This window comes from Endozoicomonas sp. GU-1 (assembly GCF_027366395.1).
Classification (GTDB): Bacteria; Pseudomonadota; Gammaproteobacteria; order Pseudomonadales; family Endozoicomonadaceae; genus Endozoicomonas.
On sequence record NZ_CP114771.1, the window covers coordinates 1,896,793 to 1,918,754 of the forward strand.

The following is a 21,962-nucleotide window of genomic DNA, read 5'->3' on the forward strand; positions in this document are numbered from 1 at the left end:
CGTACACAATAGTAGAAGACACACCGCATATGAATGAAATTATTGACCTGCCAAGAGAGAAAGGGGGAGAAAGACAGGAAATTCGTTGAGGCGCTGGCACGTGGCCTGGATTTGCTGCGGGCTTTCAGTCAACAGGGCGGCGTTCTCGGCAATCAGGACCTTGCCAGAATTACCGGGCTGCCCAAACCAACCATCTCCCGTTTGACTTATACACTGACCCAGCTAGGCTATCTCACCTACTCGAAGCATCTGGAAAAATATCAACTGGACGTCGGTGTGCTGGCACTGGGTTACGCCTACACCTCCAATCTCAACGTACGCAAAATTGCCAAGCCTTATATGGAAAAAATGGCCACTCAAGCCAATGTCTCTGTAGGGCTGACCATCCGCGAGCGTCTGTCGATGATTTACGTTGAGAATTGTCGCAATGAAAAAACACAGGCTCTGCGCATGGATGTTGGCTCAAGATTGCCACTGGCAACATCATCCTCCGGACGTGCCTTTCTGGCCGGTCTGTCAGACCACGAAAGACAGCAGATTCTGTCACTGATGGAGCAGTACTCTGGTGATCACTGGCCAGCCTGGCAAAAAAGCATCAGCAAGGCTATTGATGAATATCAGGAAAAAGGCTTCTGTACATCCCTTGGCGACTGGAGCAAAGATGTTAATGCCGTTGCTGTCCCGCTCAAACTTCTGGACGGCCGGGTTATGGCAATCAACTGCGGTGGTCCGAAATACCTTATCTCCGATGAGATGATCATGCAGTCATTGGGGCCACAGCTGGTTCATGTGGTGCGGGATATTGAAGCTACCGGGGTATAACCATAAATAACACGGTTTGAATACTGTCCTATCCTCGTTTCCATGCTCCGCGTGGGAACGAGTACGTAGCACTTGATTGAGATAAAATAAAAAAATCGAACTCGCATTTCGCTGTGCAGTACTGTATATTGATTCCAACCATATTCTCAGGCTAAGATCACAAAGCTCTGAAATCTTCGATACATGAATTTAATAATAAAAAACGGTATCAATAATGAATCCTGCTACTTCTCAATACTCCGTATGGATAGACGTCAACTCTTTTCACAGGCAAGGAAACGAGTGGGATAACCGGGTCCAAACACCCTGATATGAACCCCTGAACCTTTAACTGAACTGATGCAGTCGTCTCCATGGAAGTGCATTTCAACAGGTTAAAGGGTCGTAAAAAAAACCAAAACAACAAAAACCTGAAACCGACTACTGAGGGCAGTAGTGGCAAGAAGGAGCAGGAGACCTTAGCAACATGCAAAAAAATCACCGTGCTTCCGGGCAGATGGAACGGCCTGTTGGAATCAGAAAATCAACTTATCTACTCACGCTGGCTATTCTGGGCACCATGCCCGGTGTCAGTCAGGCCGTCAGCTGGACCACAGAAAATGATGTCAATATCTCGCTGGATACCCAGGTAAAATACAGTGCCATGTGGCGAGTAGAAGACAGGGATGATGACAACCTCAATATCAATACCAATGACGGTAATTATAATTTTGATACCGGGTTAGTCTCGAACATCTTCAGCATTACCTTAGACCTGGAAGTGAGCAAAGATGATTACGGCCTGTTTTTGCGGGCCAACGCCTGGTATGACAGCCAACTGAAAGATAAAGACCCGACCGGAGATGGCAATATTTATTCCAACTCCGGCAGTGAAACCCGCTTTTCTGAAGATCTCAAAGACTCAGCTTCTGGTGCAAGACTTCTTGATGCCTATGCCTATTGGGATGGTTATGTTGCTGACCAACCGCTGTCCTTCCGACTGGGTCGTCAGGTGATTAACTGGGGGGAAGCGCTCTTTTTTACCAGCGGTATAAACTCTGCCAACCCTTACGATATTGCCGGGCTGCGCCTTCCGGGGGCAGAACTGCGTAACCATACATTGCCGGTGAATATGGCGTATGTGCAGGCGGGAATTACCGACAATCTCAGTATGGAAGCGTTTTATAAGTTTGAGTGGGAGTCTCATGAGTTGATACCCAATGGGGCTTATATGAGTACGGAGGATATCTTTGGTGATGGTACCTTGGGGGTTATTTCAGATATTAGTGGCCTTCTTCCGCCAATAGTACCGCCCGCTTTAATCCCTGGCCTGAATGATACTAACGGTATTGTACCTATTGCCCGACAAGGGCAGAAAATCGATGCTTCAGATGACGGTCAGTTTGGTCTCGCGCTGCGTTATGAATTTTCTGAAGTCGAAGCTTCGTTGTTCTTTATGAACTATCACAGTCGTGCTCCTTATGCTGCTCTAGAAACAGGGGCGCAGAGTGGGTGTTTCTCTCAGTTACCCGGCCCCGCCGCAGGTAGATATGCTGCGTTGTGTCAAGCTGGTTTAACAGCATATTCAGCATTAACACCAACTTCCACACAAGTAGAAATTGACCAAGCAACAGCATTATTGGGTCTTTCAGATGGATTGTATTACCTCAACAACACCTACTATGACCTTGCATACCCTGAAGATATCCGTCTCTACGGCTTAAGCCTGTCCGGTAATATCGGTGAAACCAGTATCGGTATGGAAGTCACTTATCGCCCTAATATGCCGTTCTCTACCAATCGGGCAGAATTTGCAACCCTGGCCAGCAGTGCTCTGACAGGTGGAGGATCAATGGGCACTATAGACTTGGGTGCAGTAGGAACCGTTGGCTCAGGCACAAAAACCAATCTTTACCGGCGTGACAAGCTATACACCTGGACAGTCAACGCAACCCACAATTTCGGACCAAACCTTGGTGCTGATGATATCAACCTTATCTCAGAGGTTTCCGGTAAAATCATACCCGGCAGCATTACCGATGTGGCCAACTTTTCCAACTTAAGCAAAAACTCTTATGAGTACACACTGGTTCTGAGCGGCTCATACGACAACGTACTGCCCGGGTTGGACTTATCCCCATCATTGACGCTCAATGATAAACTCCACGGAGACGATCAGGGGGCCATAAGCTACAGTGCCAAGGTTGCTGCAGACTACGGCAGCAATATCTCTGCCGAACTGAGCTATAACGCCTGGAACAGCCAAAGCGACCAGAGAGACCGGGACAATGTCGCCTTTAGCGTGGCGTACTCCTTTTAATCACCGGAAAAATAAAAGGCTTCGTTATGGCAATCCGAACGAAGCCATTTAAAAAATAACAAAAATAATGAGGTGAACGGATGAAAACAAGACCCTTATTTTCAACGCTGGCTATAGCGGTCGGCATTACCTTTTCAAGTTTGTCGCTCGCAGCCGTTGATAACATGGAAGCCAAGCGATTAACCAGCGAACTCACACCGTTTGGTGCCGAAAGGGCGGGCAATAAAGAGGGCACTATTCCAGCCTGGACCGGCAAACTGGTTTCTGTGGACAATGGTTACGACCCGGAAAGAGTGACACGCGCCGACCCATTCGCGGATGAAAAACCCCTGTTCGAAATCACGGCAGAAAACTATAAGGAGCATCAGGATAAGCTAAGCACTGGTATTATCGCCATGCTCGAAGCCTATCCAGATACATTCCGTATTCCGGTGTATAAAACACACCGGACGTTTACCGCACCGGAGCGCGTCGTCAACAATACGCTGAATAACGCCACCAGCGCCCAGCTGGCCAACGACGGTAATGGTTTCAGCGGCGCTATTGCCGGAATACCTTTCCCTATCCCGCAAAATGCCAATGAAATTATCTGGAATCATATTACCCGGTGGCAGGGCATTAACGTGGAAGGCGTCAATGAAGCGGCACTGGTTCAGCCTTCCGGACAAGTGAAGCGTGAGGTCTCCAAGTATGACGCCTACTTCAAGTATTATGATCCAAACGTAACAGCCGAGGAGCTGGACAACACGCTGTTTTTCTATCTCAGAGAGCAGATTACACCGGTACGTGATGCTGGTGAGCTGACACTGGTTAAAGAGACCGTTGATCAGGTGGCAGAGCCCAGGAAAGCCTGGATTTATCTGCCAGGACAGCGCCGGGTGAAGAAAGCGCCCACCACCGCTTATGACACACCTACCGGTTTTATACTCACCGATGAAGTCGATCTTTATAACGGTTCCCCGGACCGCTTTGACTGGCAGATCGTGGGCAAGCAGGAAATGTATATTCCCTATAATAGCTATGCGCTTGCCAGTAAAGACCTTTCGAGTGAGACGCTGCTGACTCCTCACCACCTGAATCCTGACTATACCCGTTGGGAACTTCACCGTGTCTGGGTGATAGAGGGCAACCTGAAAGAAGGTAACCGACATATATACAGCAAGCGCCGTATGTATCTGGATGAAGACAGCTGGGCGGGAGCCATTATGGAAGCCTATGATAGCCGGGGAGGATTATGGAAAGTAAATACAGCTCACCTGAAAATGGCTTATGAGATCCCCTCTATGATGTCATCGCCTACTGTCTATCATGACCTTGCTAATGCCACTTATTCCGTATCCAATATGGAAAATGGCGATGTCGGCATGCGTAATATACTGGCAGAGCAGAAGCCACTTTCCTTCTGGAAATCAGCCAACCTGCGTCGACTGGGCAAACGTTAAGCTTACTGGTAACCAGGCTGATACGGGAACAAATGGCAAAATACCATTTGTTCCCGGTAACCTCACCATTTCGATGAGTTTGATGTATACGATCTCCGTTCACCCTGATACCCAGAACCCGCAACGGAAAGTCAACATACTCCTCACGTATCATTGCAGATAAGTTAACCCGCTGCAGTAAACCGATTATGGGGTGTTCATGGGTCTTGCAATCGAACGTTATTTAGAAAAAATACATTAATTAACTACGAAGACCATTATCCAGTCCTCTGGATGCAGGTAGTTAACCAATAATAAAAAGAGGCGTGTATGGATGCCGTTTTTTGGGATGGAAAAAGAGCTCCCGGAGTTTCAGACCGAATTGATCTTAATGAATACAACAATCTTGTTGAATTGATTGAACGTGCGATCCAACAACATGGTAACCGACCAGCGTTTACCGGCTTTGGTAAGACGCTTACATTCAATACGGTTGACCGCTTAAGTACGACGTTTGCATGCTATCTGCAAAATCATACAAAACTTCAGCCAGGTGACCGTATCGCAATACAGATGCCAAACCTGTTGCAGTATCCTGTTGTCGTTTACGGTGCATTTAAAGCTGGCCTGGTTGTGGTGAATATCAACCCACTGTATACGGCCAGGGAAATGAAGACACAACTGGTCGATTCCGGAGCCAGGGCGCTAATCTGTCTTAATATGGTTGGGCATATGGTGGCTGATATTATTCAGGATACCGACATCGAACACCTGGTGATCACGGAAATGGCCGACCTGCTTTCCTGGCCTAAACGGACCCTGATCAATCTGGCGGTAAAGCATATTCGTAAAATGGTGCCGGACTACAGTCTTCCCCAGGCCGTGAGTTTTAATCAGGCCATGAAACTGGGGAGCAATCATCAATATCAGAAACCTGCTCCGGCAAAACCCGATGATCTGGCGGTTCTGCAATACACAGGTGGAACTACCGGGGTATCGAAAGGTGCCATGCTGACTCATGGTAATCTGGTCAGTAATGTCCTGCAAACGGCTAACAATCAGTCCCAGACTGACGACAACGGTAAACCTTTGGCCAACCCCAACGGTTTTACCGCTACGGCTCCCCTGCCGCTCTATCATATCTATGCATTTACTGTGCATCTCATGGCCTTTTTCAAATTGGGAGGCCATAGTGTTCTGATCCCTAATCCCCGGGATATTGATGCTTTTATGAAAATACTGAAGCCGCATAAATTTGATATTTTTATCGGGCTTAATACGTTGTTTTCCGGCTTGATGAACCATCCGGACTTCAAGCGTCTTGACTTCTCGCACCTGCGGTTAACGGTTTCCGGTGGTACCGCGCTTCAGTCTGCCATTGCTGAGCAGTGGCAAGAGATCACCGGTTGCAGGATATCCGAAGGCTACGGCCTTTCTGAAACGTCTCCCGTGGTGTGTTCCAATCCTGCAGATGTCTATACGCAACTGGGAACGGTTGGCATACCAGCGGTGGGAACCGCGTTAAAAGTCATCAATGAACAGGGGGAAGAGCTGCCACTGGGTGAGCGCGGTGAACTGTGTATCAAAGGGCCGCAAGTGATGAAAGGGTATTGGAATCGTCCCAACGAGACAGCTAATGTGTTATCCGACGATGGCTGGTTTAAAACAGGCGATGTGGGAATAATCAGGGAAGATGGTTATGTGAGCATTGTTGACCGTATTAAAGATATGGTGCTGGTCTCAGGGTTCAATGTCTATCCCAATGAGATTGAAGATGTGGTATCCGGACATGAGAAAGTCCAGAACTGCGCTGCTATCGGTATCCCTGACGAAAAAACCGGCGAAGCCATTAAACTCTTTGTGATTCCTGAGGATAAGACCCTGTCAGCTAAAGAAGTGCAGGAATATTGTCGGCTCAACCTCACAGGCTACAAAATTCCGAAACAGGTCGAGTTCCGGGATGAACTGCCAATGACGCCCGTTGGCAAAGTACTGCGCAAGGAACTTCGTTCAGAAGAGATCAAAGCACAAGGTACCCGTTAAATCCGCCAGGCCTATAACGCAAAAAATAATATCACCCAAATAAACCGCCCCACCAAAAGGTGGGGATAAATCCCTGACAAATACACCAAAAATCAAACCACCTTTATGCATTAACAAGGAGATGTCACTAATGCACCGTTCCGGCCATGCAAAACCAACTCTTCCAGAACTGTTTGGCACCAGACATCCTATCGTTGCCGGCGGGCTAATGTGGCTGTCTGATGCAAACTATGTGGCAGCTGCCGCCCGTGCCGGCGTATTGGGATTTATCACGGCGGCCTCCTTTCCTGATGACGACGAGTTACGCCGCCAGATTCGAACATGCCGTGAACAGGCAGACGGAAATCCTTTTGGCGTTAACGTCTCCATGCTGCCCAAGTTGGTTCCCGGAGAAAAAACGGAATCGGTATTCAAAGTAATTATTGAGGAAGGGGTTAAGATTGTTGAAACCTCAGGAAGAAACCCTGAAGCATTTATCCCATTGCTCCATGAAGCGGGGGTTAAGGTGCTACATAAAGTGCCATCATTGCGCTATGCACTGAAAGCGCAGGCTATCGGTGTGGATGCGGTGTCCATCGTCGGAGCAGAGTGTGGCGGCCACCCCGGGATGGAGATGATTGGCAGTTTTGTTAACTCGGCAATGGCATTGGAAAAACTGGATATTCCCTTTCTGATTGGCGGCGGCATTGGTCATGGAGCACAGATTGCAGCGGCCTTGGCCATGGGCGCTGCCGGGGTGGTTATAGGCACCCGCTTCCTGGTGGCTGAAGAGATATGGGCGCACGACGGTTATAAACAGCGACTGATTGAAGCGTCAGAGTCAGATACCACATTAATTATGTCCAGCATTCGTAACACGGTCAGAGCTTTGAAAAATGAAACGACAGATATCGTACAGGCCACTGAATCAGAAGTTAAGGATGTCACTATTCAGGATTTGATGCCTTATATCAGCGGTAAAATTGGCCGCGATGCTTATGTTTCAGGGGATACCCGCAGAGGGGTACTTGCTGCAGGCCAGTCCCTCGCCTTCGTCAACAAGAGTGAGCCACTGGGTGATATTGTGGAATCCCTTAACGCTGAATATATCGCTGCCTGTGAGCGTATAGAGCACCTGCCAGGCTTGTCATCACAATAACGAAGCACCGGACTGGCGCACACGGGGGAAAGGCGATGTATAACATGATTATCTACCTCAGTAAGGCAAGCTTGTCTTCAGGCACGCGAATGGTTGCAGACTGTCGGCAGACGGCCACCAGTTTGCCGGTACTGTCCCACATCTCCCCCTGCTCTTCCAGAACGCCATTCGCTAACATACGACTGCTGAACTTTGTGACAATATAGCCGGGCGCAGGCTTTGCCAGACACTGGACAGTCAAATCCAGGGTCGGTAACCAGCCCATAACGCCCGTTCGCATGCCCACGGCCCGTGGCAAGGCATCAGCAAAGGTCAACAGCGCCAACAGATCAGCGGGTCGATGATCCGCAAAGCGAAGCCAGCCGTAATGTTCCATTCGCCCTTTACCCCCGCCATGAAAAAACTGGAAATCATCAGGCACCAGCCGTGTTTCCACTTGTTCACGAAAAGAGATGATATCAGCAGGCAACAGTTCACAGTCCTCTGGCGGGGGCATGGCGGGGGCGCTGAATTCGTTGCAGGTTGCACCGTCCATGGATCCGATATTCCCGTAAGTGGCCATGAGTTGCACACAGGGCTTACCGTTTTGCGTTAAAGTCGCTATCCCCTGAGAAAAGCGCCTCCCTTGTCGGTGAGTAATTACTTCAATCTCAGCACCGCCTGCATCCGCCGGATTGATAAAAGTCGCCGTGGCGGAAATGGGATCACAATGATTGTACTCGCCCCGGGAAAAAGCCTTGCCCATGGCCCGTGCCACAATGGACATCATATAGCCACCGTTGGGCGCAACGCGAAAGAACCAGTCCTTCGATATCTGTGCCTGCCAGCGATTTGTCCCCACAGATTCAACACCTGTAGCCAAATCAAATTGATACGACATGACTCACCAATAGAGAAATAGAAAAGATTCAACCAGGGAGCTTTAACCTGACATCCGTCGCCCCCCGGTAAGTGGAGCATTGCCCGTTATTTATTCTGCCGCGGCAAAACGCTGGGTATGGAAGTCAGTGCTGCCAAACAAATACTGGATAGTGGTCAGTCGTTTGAACAGATGACCAACATCCAGCTCGTCGGTTACACCAATGCCGCCGTGTAATTGCACGGCTTCCTGACCAATTAAGCGGGCAGCTTTGCCCACCCGGCTTTTCGCGGCAGAAACGGCTTTTGGCGCAATACCCTGATTGGCATCCAGCTGCATGGCGGCCATAATCAGAATGGAGCGTGCCTGCTCATACTCGATAAACATATCGGCCATACGGTGTTGCAGGGCCTGGAAACGGGCAATGGGAACACCGAACTGTTTTCTGGTCCGGGTATATTCGACTGTTTTCTTATAAGCAACTTCCATTGCCCCCACCGCTTCGGCACACAAGGCCAGTGACGCGCGGTCAATCATCTGTTCGATAACAGGGAGTGCTTTACCTTCAGCGCCCAGCAGGTTACTGGCCGGTACCTTGACATCAGTAAAGCTGACTTCAGCCGCCCGGTGACCATCCACTGTTGTATAATCACGAATATCAATCCCTGCCGTCTGGCTATCAACCAGTAACAGGCTGATACCATCAACATCCAGCTGCGCTCCGGTGGTACGTACCGCCACAATCAAATAGTCAGCAGCCGGGGCATTCAATACCACGGACTTCTGGCCATTGAGGGTATAGCTGTCATCTCCAGAGGCGCCGGTCATGGCAACATCCGCAAGATTGTAACGGCTTTGCGGTTCAGCAAAGGCAAAAGCCAACTGCAGCCGACCTTCCATCAGCACACCCAGCAGCTCCTCCTTCTGGGCCTCGTTGCCGGTCGCCGCTATTAATCCACCGCCCAGGATGGCACTGGCCAGAAAGGGTTCCACCACCATGCCTTTACCAAACGCTTCCATGACGATCATCAGATCAACGGCGGAACCACCAAGGCCACCATCGGCCTCAGTAAAAGGAACCATCAGCCAACCCAGCTCGGCAAACAGTTGCCAGTGATCGTTACTGAACCCCGTTGCGCTATCCACCAGTTGACGGCGGTGGTCAAAGTCGTAATCCTGTTGAACAAATTTAGCAACGCTGTCCTGCAGCATCTTCTGTTCATCGCTATAAGAAAAATTCATACGTCAATCCTCAAATGCCTGCGTTGCTCAAAGTCCCAGTACCGCTTTGCAAATAATATTTTTCTGTATTTCGTTGCTGCCCCCATAAATCGACGCTTTGCGATTATTAAAATATTTGGGAGCACTATTGGCGGCAGTACCTGGCCCAACCGCGACACCATCAAACCCATCGACAAACTGCTCTTTGACAAAAGGCATGCTGTAATAACCGGCGACCTCTACATAGAGTTCATCGATCATCTGGGTCACTTCGGAGCCTTTGATTTTGAGAATCGACGATTCCGGACCGGGTGCAGACCCTGTACTGACAGCGGCCAGGGTACGCAGATTGGTGTATTCAAGGGCCAGCAATTCGATTTCCACTTCGGCCAGTTTTTGGGAAAAGGCCGGGTTGGTCAGCAAAGTTCCGCCAGTCTGGGTACTGCTGCTATCCGGGGTTGATGCGGCAAGCTTCTTCAGGGATTCCATACGCTGGCTGGAAATAGCCACCCTGGCGATGCCGGTGCGCTCATGGGTCAGCAGCACCTTGGCATAGGTCGAACCCTTGCCCTCTTCACCAACACGGTTGGCCACCGGCACTCTGACGTTATCAAAGTGCACTTCGTTCACTTCCCTGTGACCATCCAGCGTGATAATGGGGGACACGGTGATGCCCGGGTGATCCATATCAATCAATAGAAAGCTGATGGCTTCCTGATCCTTTATCCCAGGGCTGCCGGTGCGCACCAGGCAGAATATCCAGTCGGCATAATGGCCAAGGGTGGTCCAGGTTTTGGTGCCATTAACAACGTAGTCATCACCGTCACGTACGGCAGTGGTTTTCATAGAGGCAAGGTCAGAACCGGCATTAGGCTCGGAATACCCCTGACACCACCAGACATTGGTCGCCAGAATATCCGGCAGGAACCGTTGCTTTTGCTCTTCAGTTCCAAAGGTGTAGATAATTGGTGCCACCATATTTAAGCCAAAAGGCATGACCTCAGGCGCGCCCGCCTTGGCACACTCTTCCGCCCAGATATGCTTTTGGGTTGGAGACCAGCCAGTGCCACCGTGCTCAACGGGCCAGTTGACGCCTGCCCATCCCTGAGCGTGCAGGATTTTTTGCCAGGACACATAGTCTTCTTTGGTCAGATGTGTACCTTTCAGCGTTTTTTCACTGATATCCGCAGGCAATTTATCAGCGAGAAACGCCTGAACCTCTTTTTGAAAGGCGAGCTCTTCTGGAGAAAAATCAATATTCATAACAACGTCCCGGTTACTTATTATTATTTAAGGTTCGCAGATCTCAGCTCGCAGCTTTAACCATATTTCGAGCAATAATCATGCGTTGGATTTCCGAGGTGCCTTCGTACAGACGGAACAAACGCACATCCCGGTAGAAACGTTCAACAGCGTACTCGGAGATATACCCCGAGCCACCATGAATCTGTACTGCCCGGTCAGCGACCCGGCCCACCATTTCGGTAGCAAACAATTTGCAGCAGGAAGCTTCTGTACTGATTAACTTGCCTTCATCACGCTGTCGGGCAGCATCCATCACCATGCATCTGGCCGCATAGGTTTCGGTCTTGCAGTCTGCCAGCATGGCTTGAATCATCTGGTGTTCGGCGATGGGTTTGCCGAATTGCTGGCGGTCCATGGCATACTGCAGGGCGTCGTCTATCAGGCGTTCGGCAATACCAATGCTCAGGGCTGCAATGTGCAAACGACCACGGTCAAGTACTTTCATGGAAGCAATAAACCCTTCGCCTTCCTTGCCGCCAATAAGGTTCTCTACGGGAACGCGGACATCATCAAAAATGACATCGGACGTATGGGAACCGGCCTGTCCCATCTTTTTATCTTTAACACCCAGGGAAATGCCTGCGCTACCGGCTTCAACAATAAAGGCTGATATGCCCCGGGCACCTTTAATGGCAGGATTGGTACGGGCCATAACCGTGAAAGTGCCTGCCCGGGGCGCATTGGTGATAAATCGTTTGGTACCATTGAGTACATAATGATCACCTTCGAGCCTGGCGGTGGTTTTGATCGCAGACGCATCTGAACCCACATCCGGTTCGGTCAGGCAAAAAGAGCCAATCAACTCCCCGGTGGCATATTTTGGCAGGTATCTCTTTTTTTGATCATCAGTACCATCAAAGACGATGGCTGCGGAACCAATGCCATTGTTGGTACCAATCAGTGAGCGAAAAGCCGGTGAGGTGCGACCCAATGCCATGGCCACCTGGGCTTCTTCCTCCATGGTTAAACCCAGTCCACCGAACTCCTCCGGTATGGTTAACCCGAATAAACCCAGCTCTTTCATCTCCCTGATAATCACTTCGGGAATTTCATCCTGTTCTGCAACCTGAGCCTCAGCAGGCACCAGTCGACCCCGGACAAAGCGGGCAATGCTATCCAGCAACTGGTCAAGAGTTTCCTGATCTCTAATCATTGGTTTACCCCATTGTCCGGAACGATTCCTGTGGCCAGACAACATCTGTTCTTATTATTTAATCATTTTGCAATCCACTAGTTTCGCTTTGCGAAATCAAATGCCAAAATAAACAAAACCTGTCGATTAATCAATAGAAAAAATTAAATATGGGGGGAGTGCTTAATAGAGGCGGGGTGATAACACAAAACAAACATCAGTCGTTTATTTGCAGGTATTTCTTGCCGGTCACGAGCCGACTCCCATGGGAGTCGACCTGCATCGAGACAGTTTATCCGGGGGGAGGAATCAGCATTGTGGGTAATCGATATCGACCCAGTTGCGATGATTCCGTGACTGCTCGGCAGCGGCACCAATGGCACAGAGCTGCGCCATCCGCACCGGGTTATTTTGGGTCTGGCCGCCGCTGAGCAAGGCATCAAAGAAGTCTTTAACCGACTCATGCATGCCGGGCCAGCCAGCAATTGGCAATGTTGGATCGATCTGTTCACTGCGCCAGTCCTGGTCACCCTTAACGCGCAGCCGGAACTCGCCGGTGAAATAACTGGCGGTCAGCTCACCTTCGGTGCCATAGACCTCCAGCACAGTTTCATCGGATACTGCGGCAGAGGCGATATTGGCCCGGAAAGTAGCACTCACCCTGCCAAAATCCAGCACTGCCTGACTCTGACTCTGGGTGCGAGCCTGAATATATTCCTGATCCTCAAACACCATGACCCGCAGTGGCAGCTGGTTGACAACACGACAGATAACATCAATGTACCAGGGGGCAATATTGTTCATCAGTGACAGGCCGTTATCTGTCAGCGGCCCCCAGCTGGAATTCAGGCGCAGGTTGATATGGCGTATGTCACCCAGCAGACCACTTTGGGCACACTCAAATGCTTTGGCAAACACCGGCGCATAAACCAGCTCGGTATCACCATGGAGCAGCTGCGGCGCACTCAGAAGCTTGTCCACCATGATGGGGATACGTGCCGCCTCGTGAGAGATCGGTGGCTCGTAAAAAGTCGGCACCCCGGATTGAATCACCTGAAGCAGGTACTGTTCATGGAGTTTGTCAGGCACGGCCAGAAAAACCGCATCCAGTGTTTCTTCGGCCAGCATGGTTGTCAGACAGGTATACAGCCGGAGAGAATCGCCAAGGCTACTACGGGCTTTGTCCAGGGTGGCTTCACTGCGGGCACAAACGGCAACAATTTCTGCTCGGCCATCTTGTTGAATAGCCGGAGTGTAGGCTTCAGCGCCCCACCAGCCATAGCCAATCAGTGCAACTTTCAGAGGTGTTGCTTTGTCTGCTGAGGCAACAGACAGTACTTCCTGATTCATTAACATTTGCTCTTGATAACGGGTAATGCCCGGCAAAATTAACAGAACCCCGGGAATGAACCAATACAATCAGGGTAAGGGGATGGAATAAACGCAAGATGTCTGACGCAAAGCAATAATATCACTAGCAAGGCAGGAAAGATGAAATGGCAAAAACGACAACACTATTTTATTACGGCCTGTATTCATTAAGCTTCCAGTTGTAACGGTAACTGATCCGTCCTCTGTAGTTTTCCAATTGATGCTTTAAATCACCGCTGGCAAATGACTTTATCTCGTTCAATACCCCATCTTTATCAATAAAGTCATCTTCATACCAGTCAAAAATACTGGACAGCACCAGGCGACCATTGACCAGGGTTGCGCCTTTTTTCTGATTAATAAAGCGTCGGGCGGCTGCCGCCAACTGTTGATCAATCCTTTTTCCCCGGAACGCATCAGGCAATAAATCAGGGCAGCCAATACTGGCACAGTTCAGTGCATAGTGAATCCGGGGATTGTTCCAGATGGGGCGGAGAATTCGATGCTCAATATCGTGCAGAGAGATAGTCTGACCAGCAACCATGATAAGTTCATCCCGCCAGGGCCCCATACGGAACCATCCCTTGCCCAACTTGGTAATGGACTTGACCGGGTAGTAATCAAGGATCAGGTCAACGGTTAATGCGTTATACAGGTTGATCCAATAAGCCAGCTGCTCGGTACGATTCAGCTTTCTGGGGTCCAGCCCGGCAAGGCTGTTCAGATAAGCATCCAGGCTGCCTTTTTCAGTTTTGGTAACACGCCCATACTCCACCATATACATTCCGGTTGATTCAGAGAGTATTACGTAGCGATCCAGAAAGTTCTGCCATTGTGAGTGATCAACCACCTGCTCACTACTCTGGTCAGCCTTATCCCAGTATGACCAGCGATCCGGGGATGGAACCGCCTGGACCGCAATACTGCACAATAAGAGCAAAGCTGAAACGACGTATCTGGCCATACATGGCACCTTTTTTTAGCGTTATTTCAGAGCCATCCTTTGGTGAAGCGCCTGATTAATACCAATTCCGCCTTCTAAATATGAGATCGAGCAAGTCATTTTGGACAGCTGGGCAAGGCGGAATGACGAGTAATAGCAGGGCTATTGCGAGGAATTCCAACGAAGATCCAGCTGTTCAAAATGGCTGCGCAGTTCATATTTAGAAGGTGGAATTGGTATAAGATCGGCAAAGAAACGGGCTACTTCAGCTCATTCAATCGCCAGTCATACTGGTACTGAATCGTACCGGTATATTTTTTCAGCCGCTGGGCATTTGCCTGAGAAGCAAACTGGCGCAGGTGCAAAACAACCCCCGCCTGATCCACAAAATCCTGTTCATACCATTCATAGATGCGCGACAGTGTCAGCTTGCCTTCCACCCAGCTCATGCCTTTTTCCTGCCGGATAAAGCGCCTGGCAAGTTCATCCAGCATTGGCTCAGTATTGTCTGCGGTAAACACCGTCGGGGACAAATCCGGGCAACCGATGCTGGCACAGTTCACCGCATAATGAATACGGCTATCGTCCCATAGTGGTCTGAGAATCCGGTGTTCAATATCATTCAACGTCAGGTTTTGCCCCGCTACCTGGGTGATATCCATATCCCATGGGCCAAACTGGTACCACGGGCCAATCTTGGTAATGGATTTAACCGGATAGTGTTCCAGCACCAGATCAACCGTTAACGCGTTATAAACGTTGATCCAGTAGGCTTTTTGCTCCGCCAAAGAGTATGTCCTTGGGTCCAGGGTGGCCATATCCGTCAGGTATTTATCAAGCTTGTCCCGATCTTCCTGACTGACCAGCCCATATCGAAAACGATTGCCACCCGGGCGAAGTGCCAGATAGGTATCCAGTATCTCCTGCCAGAGATGGTGATTGATCACCGCAGAAGACTCTGGATTGCTTTTGTCCCAAAATGCCCAGTAGGTGCTGGCAGGTGCTGCCATCACCAGCCCCGGAAGGATGAGTAGCAAGGCAGCAAGGGACAATGTTTTTACTGTTCGCCATAGATTGGCAAAGCAAAAACGGAGCGAGGCAGAATTGCTGAATGATATGGTCACGGGAATTCCTTCTTTTAATTATTTAGCCTTGGTTATTTAAATCATACCGCAGCAGTTGATTGCTGTTGATCATGGAAAGCAGTTCTTCAATATATTCTTCACCCCGGATGGAATATGCCCGCAAACCATGGGCCAGGTCAACGCCTGTGACTGGCTCCTGACTGACTCTTTTCTGCTCCCGCAGCTGCCTCAAAGCCCTGTATTGATGATTGGTGTTCAGGTTGTGCATATAAGCCCGGACCGAAGCTGCAACATCCTTAAACTTCTGAACTTCGTAGGTCTCTCCTTCCGGGCGAGCCCCGGGTACAATTCCGCATCCCGGTCTGAAACACCACTGACCAAAGAAGTTGTTACCCTGTCGGGCAAATCGTGAAGTACCCCACGCTGATTCATTAGCCGACTGGGCCAGGGCAAGAGAAGCAGGGATCATATCGACACACGTCAGCAACCCGGCAAAAAACTGTTTATCAAAAGCTGACAGATCACGTATACGGTACTTTCTACCCATATCAGCCAGCCATAACCGATCATTCTCCGTCAGCTCTGACTGGGAAGATAACACCATAATCCGCTGACGATTTTGTAAAATAGTATCATTTTCTTCTTGCACCATTGGCAATAAGAAGCCAAAGAAAGCACTTTTCTTGGCCTTGACATCAACCATGCTACTGAAATCCGGTATGGTCACAATCGGCAACGCTTCTGTCTTTTCAACCGCCACTGGTTCCGGCATTTCAGGCCGTGACACAAACTTTCCCTGCCAGTGAATCCCCAAAGACAGCACAATTAACGCCAGAAAAACACCCAACATTATTTTATCAATCTTATTGAGCATGAGTACCTCAGTAAAACATCTTGATCAGCCAAAGGATAAAGGCTTATGGCCAAAAAAGGCAGAAAATCCACTAAAAAACGTTCAGCTTCTTTACAAACCGGGCGAAACATGACAACACTTGAGGAGCGGCTTAACGCGGTTCTGCGATGGAAAACCTCTGCAGAGAGCCAATAATAATAACAAAGGTTAAGCGCCGGTCAGTATCAGTATCCACCACTTCAGTGGAAGAAGCGGCCTGATATCCTGCCGAACACACGGAGGCACTGTTATGATCCTAAGCCATTTCTGGGGCTTGCTTACTGAGCCCGACAACGAATGGGTCAGCATTCGCAAGAACCCGCTCGGACTGATCCAGCTCTACCTTGGCCAAATCATCTGGCTGGCTGCCCTGCCCGCCATCTGCACTTACATTGGTACTACGATGGCTGGCTGGAGCCTTCCCGGCAGCACCAATGTGGTAAGACTCACACCGGAGAGTGCCCTGTGGATGTCCATTCTTGCCTGGCTGGCGATGGTCTGTGGCGTTGCGGTTATGAGTTGGTTTATCCACTGGATGAGCGGTAACTTCAACAGCGACCCGTCATTGGCAGACTGTACAGCCTTTACCTGCTATACCGCCTATCCTCTGTTTCTCATTGGTATCTGCGGTCTCTATCCATCACTGTGGCTGGCTATTATTGCCGGCACTGTGGCGGTGTCTGCCACGGCCTACCTGCTGTACAGCGGTCTCCATATTTTTATGAAGATTCCTCAGGAACAGGGCTTTATCTATGCCAGCTCGGTTCTCTGTATTGGCCTGGTGGTTCTGGTTGCCATCATGATCACTACCGTGATTTTCTGGGGGATGGGCATTGGGCCTGAGTATGTGCAGAGTTATTAGTCCCAATCTTAACGATTAAGGCCGTTTTACGCGGCTTTTTTTGTACCTTACGGATTTCACAATCCTGAGCAATCCACTATGATTTGCGGGCGATCTCAGGGAGCAGACAAACCATTGCCGAACGACCTTCACCAAATTGAACAGCGGATTATTGAGCTTTATCAGGAAGCGGAAAGCTTTTTTCAACAACCGTTTAAGAAACCTTATATTCGACTGGATCTCACCGGGGAGACAGCGGGTCAGGCGTGGATTGCAAAACATCAACTGCGCTTTAATAAAGTGCTGCTTCAGGAAAACCGTGAGCACTTTATCCAACAGACCGTCGCCCACGAGGTGGCCCACCTGCTGGCCTATGAACTGTTTGGCCGAAACATCCGGGCCCATGGCCGAGAGTGGCAGGGGATCATGATCAGGGTATTCAGACTTCCCGCTGATCGTTGTCACCGGTACGACACCGGAAGAAGCAGCCGGAAGCAGTGGCTGTATCGATGCCTCTGTCAGGGCAAGACGATTCACCTGAGCACCATACGACACAACCGCTCGCAACGGGGAACGGTCTATCTGTGCACCGCCTGTAAAGAGCCATTAACATTCCTCGGTAACGCCCTGGCTGCTCCCCAAAACTGCTAATAAGTCATCGCCGTATTTCTCCAGCTTGAATTGCCCTATTCCGGTGATTCTCGACAATTCAAGATGGGATTGAGGACGAACCTTTATCAGCTCCATCAGGGTCTTGTCGTTCAGGATGACATAAGCGGGGACATTCTGTTCCTCAGCATGGCAACGGCGCCATTGGCGCAAAGCCTCCCACAATTGCTGATCATGGGCTTCCACCACCACACGACCAACTTCCCGGTATTCCTGCTCATACTTCCGGGAAGGCTCATAACGATCACGGCGTAACTGAATACGCTCATCACCTTTTAACAGTGAACGGCAACGCTCATTCAGTTTAAGGGCACCATGACTGTCGTGATCCACATTCACGTACCCTCTGGCCACCAACTGACGATAGACCGACCGCCAGCTGCTCTGATCCAGCTCGGTGCCAATAGCAAAGGTGCTCAGACGATCATGACCAAAACGGCGGGTTTTATCGGTGCTTTTCCCCAGCAGAATATCCACAAGATGAGCCACCCCGAAGCTCTGCCCGCTGCGGTAAATACAGGACAACGCCTTGCGGGTAACTTCGGTCCCATCCCATATTTCCGGTGGCTCAAGGCACAAGTCACAATAGCCACAGGGTTTATCCAGAGGCTCATCAAAGTAATTCAACAACACCTGTCGTCGACATCCGGTCACCTCACAAAGCGCCAGCATGGCATCCAGCTTTTGCTGCTCTATCTGTTGAATATGCACGCTGGCACTGGAGCGGGCCTGCAGCTGTTTGAGCAGCACCACATCCTGTAAGCCATAAACCATCCAGGCGGTAGCGGGCAGACCATCCCGCCCCGCGCGTCCGGTCTCCTGATAATAGGCTTCAATACTTCTTGGCAGGTCGAGGTGGGCAACAAACCGCACATCCGGTTTATCAATCCCCATACCAAAGGCAATGGTCGCGACAATAATGATCCCTTCTTCGACGATAAACCGGTGCTGGTTGGCCCGACGTTCTTCCGGTGAAAGTCCTGCATGGTAGGGCAGCGCCTTTCGCCCTGACAACACCAACCACTCGGCAGTCTGCTCCACTTTCTTACGGGAAAGGCAATAAACAATTCCGGAATCTTCGGGATGCTCTTTATTAAGAAAGTTCAGTAGCTGTTGCTTACCCTGCTTCTTCTGGCTGATCCGGTAGAAAATATTGGGTCGGTTAAAGCTGTCGATAAATACCCGGGCTGCTCCAAGCCCCAGTCGTTCACGGATTTCCTGGCGGGTTCTCTGATCGGCCGTCGCTGTCAGGGCAATTCTGGGAACCCCGGGAAAGCGTGTTTGCAAACAGGAGAGTTGCAGGTATTCTGGCCGGAAATCGTGCCCCCCACTGAGAGACACAGTGAGCCTCATCAATAGCAAACAAAGCCACCTGAATCTGATCCAGCAGCCGCTGCATCGACTCAGTCAGCAGTCTTTCCGGTGCTACATACAATAAATCCAGATCACCGATCAGCAGTTCCCGTTCAACTTGCAGCCGGTCTTCCGGCAGCATGGCGGAGTGCAGACAGTCGGCACGAATACCCAGCTCCCGAAGACTGTTAATCTGGTCATCCATCAAGGCAATCAAAGGAGAAACGACAACTGCCGTACCACCTCTTAATAATGCGGGGATCTGGTAACAGAGCGACTTCCCTCCCCCTGTCGGCATCAATACCAGGGCATCACGGCCAGCAACGATTTCATTAATTACCTCTTGCTGGAATCCTCGAAAGGACTGGTAACCAAAGGTATTTTTTAAAATATCCAGAGCAGGATCAGACATCTACAGGCAAAGTTTCAGGTAAAATCACAGTATAAGGAGTCCTATTATCAATTTCACCATGAGCCCCGGACTTTAGCGGAATTTTCATAACACTGCTTTTCACGGCAATTGGCCTACACTTCACCGGCAACCCATTGGCAGCTTTAATAGCTTGCCAAGCCAGAGTAAAATCCCTTTTCACATTTTCAGGATACCCTCTATGTCCAATACCCGTGCTTCTGTGGAGGCGCTACTACAGCCTTTTACGCAACAAAATGAAGGAACTCTTGACTACCATGGTCTTCACGGCTTCCTGACAGCCCTGACCATCTGCCCCATAGACCTGACCGAACAGGTACGGAACGAGAGTATTTTTGATGGTGAAGTTGAGCTTCCAGCAGCCAGTGCCAATGAGTTGAATGAACTTATTGCCAGAATGCAAACGACCATCGACCGGGGATTTAACGACGAAGATGAGGGTTTTTCCCTCTCTTGCGAATCCGACGAGCTGGAAGACCACGACGATGAAGCCCTGGCCAACTGGTGCATCGGTTTTATGGTGGCCCACTTCCTCGATGAAGACGTCTGGTTCGGGACCAATGAACAGGAGGTCTGTGAACTCCTGCTGCCGATCATGCTGGCCTCAGGCCTGTTTGATGATGAACAGGAGTTTCAGGATATTCGCAGGGACAGTAAGCTCACAGAAGATATGTGCAGCCAGATTCCCGAAGTGCTGATGGAGCTTTACCTGATCTTCAACGCACCGGAAGAGAAAAAGCCCCACCCATCGGGAAAACGACGTTCGTAGTTTAGTTTATCTGGCAACCAACGATGCTTCTGGTTGCCCCTGGCTTCTTCAACTATCACACATTTTACTTTTAAGAAAAGCAGCCTGGTCTTCAGAAAGGCCTGAGTGTCCGGGAAGTTTGCTATGGTACCACGATAAATGGCTTTCTTTTGCCGCAGCATTGGCAAACATTTCGTACATCCGGGATCCCTTGCGAATCGTGTGATCGTTCTCCCGTGAGAGAATGATTGTGTTCACCTTGTGGTCTTCCACCAACTGTTTCATGGGGGTAGCTGCATCAATGTGAGCACCCAACAACCAACCCAGGGTATCGGCAAATTCGGGTAATTGTGGAATGACGACTCTTGAAGTGGTGCTGTAGGAGTCATGGTTAACCAGTGTCAGGCGTTTTTTGGTCCGTATTGCCTCATCTTCACCCAGATTACTGAGATAGCGTTCCAGAGCAACTGTGGCAACGCCGCCACCCAATGAACTTCCCATCAGTGTGATGTTGTCAATACCGGGTTGGTTCAGCGCCGTGTGCAAGACGGCCATGGCATCCTTGATTACGGTTTCGCCGGTGGCCGCAGGAGCATAGCGTAAAAGTCCTGCCCTTTTGTTGATTCCGGTGCCCGTGTAATCGTAAAGAAGAACCGGGCAGCCCAGAATCCGCTGAATATTGCCCGGTGTTTCTGTGGGTTTGCCATCTGGCAGTCCATGGGAGGTGCTGGCAAGCCTGTCTTTGTCAAAGAAGTTTGAGATGGTAGTACCATTCATATTGTTAAAAATGATCAGGTCTGACAACGGTGTGGACTGTTGCTCTGCGGGGTAGCAAATGACTCCGCAAAGGGTTGTGGCGTCATGGGAGAGGGTGATTTTTTCTGTCCTGAAACCGTCCTGATGGGTGGCGTTACAGGCAGAATCTATAATCGCCTGACTCTTTGCGGGGAAGTGGGCTTTAGCGGAAAACAGGTAGCCGTATTGTGCTGAAACAAGGCGGCAGCCCACCAGTTTGGATAGGCCAAGCCGGTTTTCAATCATCCACCTGGCAACTGATGTGCATTGGGATATCCCATAGCTGGACAATGATGGGGAGGTCGGTTCAGCAGGTGTCAGGTGTCCACTTAAGAGGGAGGTACTCACTAAATGTGATGCCACAGGGCGGTTGCCAAAGTGTGCATTCGTGATGGGTTGTTCTCTGGCATCTGCCAGCTTGAGGGAGATGAGGGGCTCATTGTTGTACTGATGGATTGTGCGACGGTATTCATCCGGTGCCTGATATATTGTAAGTAGGTACTCGCCTGCCTTCGTATACTTCGACCATACAATCAGTAATTAGTTCCATCCCTTGCTAGCCAAGGCTTAAGACTGATGACATCCGAAACGTTTG

General features: G+C 50.0%; 19 protein-coding genes. 8 read left to right on the top strand and 11 right to left on the bottom strand.

The genetic code is table 11. The features are described from left to right. Nucleotides 1-33 precede the first annotated feature (33 nt). From O3276_RS07660 to O3276_RS07680, 5 genes are all read left to right on the top strand, one after another. Complete coding sequence (locus O3276_RS07660) at nucleotides 34-822, top strand: IclR family transcriptional regulator (protein WP_269675101.1); 789 nt, start codon at nucleotides 34-36, stop codon at nucleotides 820-822. A 466-nt stretch (nucleotides 823-1,288) separates the two neighbouring features. Next, nucleotides 1,289-3,121 (top strand): DUF1302 domain-containing protein, encoded by a 1,833-nt coding sequence (locus O3276_RS07665; protein ID WP_269675102.1) that lies wholly within the window; start codon nucleotides 1,289-1,291, stop codon nucleotides 3,119-3,121. An 80-nt stretch (nucleotides 3,122-3,201) separates the two neighbouring features. Further along, nucleotides 3,202-4,563 carry a DUF1329 domain-containing protein gene (locus O3276_RS07670; RefSeq protein WP_269675103.1) on the top strand — a complete coding sequence of 454 codons (1,362 nt, stop codon included), beginning with the start codon at nucleotides 3,202-3,204 and terminating at the stop codon, nucleotides 4,561-4,563. A 309-nt stretch (nucleotides 4,564-4,872) separates the two neighbouring features. After that, nucleotides 4,873-6,585, top strand: coding sequence for an AMP-binding protein (locus O3276_RS07675; protein WP_269675104.1), 1,713 nt, complete (start codon nucleotides 4,873-4,875; stop codon nucleotides 6,583-6,585). A 130-nt stretch (nucleotides 6,586-6,715) separates the two neighbouring features. Continuing rightward, nucleotides 6,716-7,723: an NAD(P)H-dependent flavin oxidoreductase gene (locus tag O3276_RS07680; protein WP_269675105.1), complete on the top strand. Its 1,008-nt coding sequence runs from the start codon at nucleotides 6,716-6,718 to the stop codon at nucleotides 7,721-7,723. A 52-nt stretch (nucleotides 7,724-7,775) separates the two neighbouring features. Here O3276_RS07680 and O3276_RS07685 read toward each other — a convergent pair whose 3' ends face one another. The 8 genes from O3276_RS07685 to O3276_RS07720 form a co-directional block, all read right to left on the bottom strand. Beyond that, nucleotides 7,776-8,564, bottom strand: coding sequence for a thioesterase family protein (locus O3276_RS07685; protein WP_269675106.1), 789 nt, complete (start codon nucleotides 8,562-8,564; stop codon nucleotides 7,776-7,778). 129 nt (nucleotides 8,565-8,693) lie between these two features. Continuing rightward, nucleotides 8,694-9,824 (bottom strand): acyl-CoA dehydrogenase family protein, encoded by a 1,131-nt coding sequence (locus O3276_RS07690; protein WP_269675107.1) that lies wholly within the window; start codon nucleotides 9,822-9,824, stop codon nucleotides 8,694-8,696. 27 nt (nucleotides 9,825-9,851) lie between these two features. Further along, nucleotides 9,852-11,066 carry an acyl-CoA dehydrogenase family protein gene (locus O3276_RS07695; RefSeq protein WP_269675108.1) on the bottom strand — a complete coding sequence of 405 codons (1,215 nt, stop codon included), beginning with the start codon at nucleotides 11,064-11,066 and terminating at the stop codon, nucleotides 9,852-9,854. A gap of 43 nt (nucleotides 11,067-11,109) precedes the next feature. Continuing rightward, nucleotides 11,110-12,261 carry an acyl-CoA dehydrogenase family protein gene (locus tag O3276_RS07700; RefSeq protein ID WP_269675109.1) on the bottom strand — a complete coding sequence of 384 codons (1,152 nt, stop codon included), beginning with the start codon at nucleotides 12,259-12,261 and terminating at the stop codon, nucleotides 11,110-11,112. 288 nt (nucleotides 12,262-12,549) lie between these two features. Further along, entirely contained in the window at nucleotides 12,550-13,590 is a 1,041-nt protein-coding gene (locus O3276_RS07705; protein ID WP_269675110.1) for a Gfo/Idh/MocA family protein, read from the bottom strand. Between the two features lie 172 nt (nucleotides 13,591-13,762). Beyond that, the gene (locus O3276_RS07710; RefSeq protein ID WP_269675111.1) at nucleotides 13,763-14,575 is read right to left on the bottom strand and encodes a DUF547 domain-containing protein; all 813 of its coding nucleotides are present in this window, start codon (nucleotides 14,573-14,575) and stop codon (nucleotides 13,763-13,765) included. 239 nt (nucleotides 14,576-14,814) lie between these two features. After that, the gene (locus tag O3276_RS07715; protein ID WP_269675112.1) at nucleotides 14,815-15,678 is read right to left on the bottom strand and encodes a DUF547 domain-containing protein; all 864 of its coding nucleotides are present in this window, start codon (nucleotides 15,676-15,678) and stop codon (nucleotides 14,815-14,817) included. Between the two features lie 22 nt (nucleotides 15,679-15,700). After that, nucleotides 15,701-16,513, bottom strand: coding sequence for a glucosaminidase domain-containing protein (locus O3276_RS07720; RefSeq protein WP_269675113.1), 813 nt, complete (start codon nucleotides 16,511-16,513; stop codon nucleotides 15,701-15,703). Between the two features lie 268 nt (nucleotides 16,514-16,781). On the opposite strand from O3276_RS07720, the gene O3276_RS07725 reads away from it, so the two are divergent. Beyond that, the gene (locus O3276_RS07725; RefSeq protein ID WP_269675114.1) at nucleotides 16,782-17,393 is read left to right on the top strand and encodes a Yip1 family protein; all 612 of its coding nucleotides are present in this window, start codon (nucleotides 16,782-16,784) and stop codon (nucleotides 17,391-17,393) included. A gap of 114 nt (nucleotides 17,394-17,507) precedes the next feature. Further along, a complete protein-coding gene (locus O3276_RS07730; RefSeq protein WP_269675115.1) occupies nucleotides 17,508-18,023 on the top strand; it encodes a SprT family zinc-dependent metalloprotease in 516 nt (171 codons plus the stop codon). Here O3276_RS07730 and O3276_RS07735 read toward each other — a convergent pair. Then, nucleotides 17,979-19,328, bottom strand: a complete 1,350-nt coding sequence (locus tag O3276_RS07735; RefSeq protein ID WP_332328249.1) for a RecQ family ATP-dependent DNA helicase — start codon at nucleotides 19,326-19,328, stop codon at nucleotides 17,979-17,981. The genes O3276_RS07730 and O3276_RS07735 overlap by 45 nt on opposite strands. After that, entirely contained in the window at nucleotides 19,249-19,806 is a 558-nt protein-coding gene (locus tag O3276_RS25460; RefSeq protein WP_332328195.1) for a DEAD/DEAH box helicase, read from the bottom strand. The genes O3276_RS07735 and O3276_RS25460 overlap by 80 nt, the downstream gene beginning before the upstream one ends. 199 nt (nucleotides 19,807-20,005) lie before the next feature. Between O3276_RS25460 and O3276_RS07740 the strand changes: the two genes are divergently transcribed. Then, nucleotides 20,006-20,593 (top strand): YecA/YgfB family protein, encoded by a 588-nt coding sequence (locus tag O3276_RS07740; protein WP_269675116.1) that lies wholly within the window; start codon nucleotides 20,006-20,008, stop codon nucleotides 20,591-20,593. A 48-nt stretch (nucleotides 20,594-20,641) separates the two neighbouring features. Here the strand turns inward: O3276_RS07740 and O3276_RS07745 are convergent, their stop codons facing one another. Then, nucleotides 20,642-21,715, bottom strand: coding sequence for an alpha/beta hydrolase (locus O3276_RS07745; protein ID WP_269675117.1), 1,074 nt, complete (start codon nucleotides 21,713-21,715; stop codon nucleotides 20,642-20,644). Between the last annotated feature and the right edge of the window lie 247 nt (nucleotides 21,716-21,962).

Coding starts and splice junctions, on each gene's coding strand:
- O3276_RS07660 (WP_269675101.1), top strand. CDS start 34: ATGAAATTATTGACCTGCCAAGAGAGAAAGGGGGAGAAAGACAGGAAA.
- O3276_RS07665 (WP_269675102.1), top strand. CDS start 1,289: ATGCAAAAAAATCACCGTGCTTCCGGGCAGATGGAACGGCCTGTTGGA.
- O3276_RS07670 (WP_269675103.1), top strand. CDS start 3,202: ATGAAAACAAGACCCTTATTTTCAACGCTGGCTATAGCGGTCGGCATT.
- O3276_RS07675 (WP_269675104.1), top strand. CDS start 4,873: ATGGATGCCGTTTTTTGGGATGGAAAAAGAGCTCCCGGAGTTTCAGAC.
- O3276_RS07680 (WP_269675105.1), top strand. CDS start 6,716: ATGCACCGTTCCGGCCATGCAAAACCAACTCTTCCAGAACTGTTTGGC.
- O3276_RS07690 (WP_269675107.1), bottom strand. CDS start 9,824: ATGAATTTTTCTTATAGCGATGAACAGAAGATGCTGCAGGACAGCGTT.
- O3276_RS07695 (WP_269675108.1), bottom strand. CDS start 11,066: ATGAATATTGATTTTTCTCCAGAAGAGCTCGCCTTTCAAAAAGAGGTT.
- O3276_RS07700 (WP_269675109.1), bottom strand. CDS start 12,261: ATGATTAGAGATCAGGAAACTCTTGACCAGTTGCTGGATAGCATTGCC.
- O3276_RS07705 (WP_269675110.1), bottom strand. CDS start 13,590: ATGAATCAGGAAGTACTGTCTGTTGCCTCAGCAGACAAAGCAACACCT.
- O3276_RS07710 (WP_269675111.1), bottom strand. CDS start 14,575: ATGGCCAGATACGTCGTTTCAGCTTTGCTCTTATTGTGCAGTATTGCG.
- O3276_RS07720 (WP_269675113.1), bottom strand. CDS start 16,513: ATGCTCAATAAGATTGATAAAATAATGTTGGGTGTTTTTCTGGCGTTA.
- O3276_RS07725 (WP_269675114.1), top strand. CDS start 16,782: ATGATCCTAAGCCATTTCTGGGGCTTGCTTACTGAGCCCGACAACGAA.
- O3276_RS25460 (WP_332328195.1), bottom strand. CDS start 19,806: ATGTCTGATCCTGCTCTGGATATTTTAAAAAATACCTTTGGTTACCAG.
- O3276_RS07740 (WP_269675116.1), top strand. CDS start 20,006: ATGTCCAATACCCGTGCTTCTGTGGAGGCGCTACTACAGCCTTTTACG.